Consider the following 1,536-nt stretch of genomic DNA (forward strand, 5'->3'; position numbering starts at 1 on the left):
GGACTTACCGCGAGGTCGACAGCGCAGGGGTCGTACTCACCGTGATCGTGACGGTCACCACCGAAACGAAAATCATCGCCAACGGCATCACGGCCCGCGTCGTACGCGACACGGTGTACGAAGGTGAGCAGATCATCGAGGACACCTTCGACTGGTACGCGCAAGACGCCGCAGGCGCGATCTGGTACCTCGGCGAGGATACCGCCGAGTTCGAGAACGGTGTCATCGTGTCCACGGAGGGATCCTTCGAGGCAGGCGTCGACGGCGCGCTGCCGGGGATCGCGCTCCCCGCCAATCCTCAGCCCGGCATGAAGTACCGACAGGAGTACTACGCGGGTGAGGCCGAAGACAACGGCGAGGTCTTCAGCGTGTCGGAGATGGTCGATGTTGAGTTCGGACACTTCACCGACGTTCTGCTGACCAAAGACACGATCACCATCCAGCCGGACGTGCTCGAGTACAAGTTCTACGCGCGAGACGTCGGGCTGGTGCTGGCTCTCGACATCTCGGGAGGGTCAGGCGGTCGGGAGGAACTGATCAGTATCGAGCAGGTCGCCGACGGGACAGGAACCGGGCCGCTGGGCCAACCCGACTAGGCGCCTCGGACTGAGGTCAGTCTTCGGTGAGATCCCGCTCCAGCAGCGCGATGAGCGCGTCGACGGCAGCGGGATCATCGGCGCTCACGACCACCTCATCGCCGTGGTTGACATCGAGGGAGAGGATGCCGAGGATGCTCGCTGCGTTGACGCTGCGACCGTGCGCCTCGATGACGACAGGTACTCCGGTGCCCGCGGCGGCCAGGCTCACCAGGGATGCGGGACGGGCGTGCAGTCCGATTCGGGACGCAACGACAGCGGTACGAGCGGGCATGGATCCTCCTCGATCAGTCGTCAGCGTCGGGCATACGCTTCCCGACATTCTGCATGCCGACCCCGACATCCGTCCACGAATGAATGCTGGGGGTTTTCGGTGAGCGTGCGTCAGTGAGCTGCGGCGTCCCAGTTCGCGCCCGAGCCCACCTGTACGTCAAGGGGAACGCTGAGATCCGCGGCGTGGCCCATGCGGTCGGTGACGATCGCGGTGATCTCCTCGATCTCGGCTGCGACGACTTCGAGCACCAGTTCGTCGTGAACCTGTAGCAGCATCCGCGAGGCCAACCCGCGCTCGCGGATGTCGGCGTCGATTCCGAGCATCGCGATCTTGATGACGTCGGCTGCCGAGCCTTGGATCGGCGAGTTGAGCGCCTGGCGTTCGGCGTTCTCGCGCAGCGTGCGATTCGTCGACGTCAGGTCGCCGAACGGGCGCCGTCGCCCGAACAAAGTGGTCGTGAATCCGTCCATCCTGGCCTGCTCGACGACGCCACGTAGGTAGTCGCGCACGCCGCCGAATCGGGCGAGATAGTCGGCGATGAGCTCCTTCGCTTCGGTGACCTCGATGCGGAGCTGCTTGCTCAAACCGAATGGCGAGAGTCCGTAGGCGAGGCCGTACGACATGGCCTTGACCTTGGTGCGCATCATCGACGTGACGTCGGCCGGG

The 1,536-nt window shown here is 64.6% G+C and carries 3 protein-coding genes; 1 reads left to right on the forward strand and 2 read right to left on the reverse strand.

The genetic code is table 11. The annotated features are described in order from the left end of the window. Window positions 1-596 (forward strand): hypothetical protein (locus tag RMO30_RS02440; RefSeq protein ID WP_309709044.1); only part of this gene is annotated, 596 nt, incomplete at its 5' end. A 16-nt stretch (window positions 597-612) separates the two neighbouring features. Here the strand turns inward: RMO30_RS02440 and RMO30_RS02445 are convergent. Together RMO30_RS02445 and RMO30_RS02450 are read right to left on the reverse strand one after the other, a co-directional pair. Further along, entirely contained in the window at window positions 613-870 is a 258-nt protein-coding gene (locus RMO30_RS02445; protein ID WP_309709045.1) for an HPr family phosphocarrier protein, read from the reverse strand. Between the two features lie 110 nt (window positions 871-980). Then, a partial coding sequence (locus RMO30_RS02450) for a DNA polymerase (RefSeq protein WP_309709048.1) occupies window positions 981-1,536 on the reverse strand: 556 nt, incomplete at its 5' end.

Source organism: Pseudolysinimonas sp., assembly GCF_031389465.1.
GTDB lineage: Bacteria > Actinomycetota > Actinomycetes > Actinomycetales > Microbacteriaceae > Pseudolysinimonas_A.

Excerpts from the sequence above, each read along its gene's own strand:
- RMO30_RS02445 (WP_309709045.1), bottom strand. The coding sequence starts at position 870 with ATGCCCGCTCGTACCGCTGTCGTTGCGTCCCGAATCGGACTGCACGCC.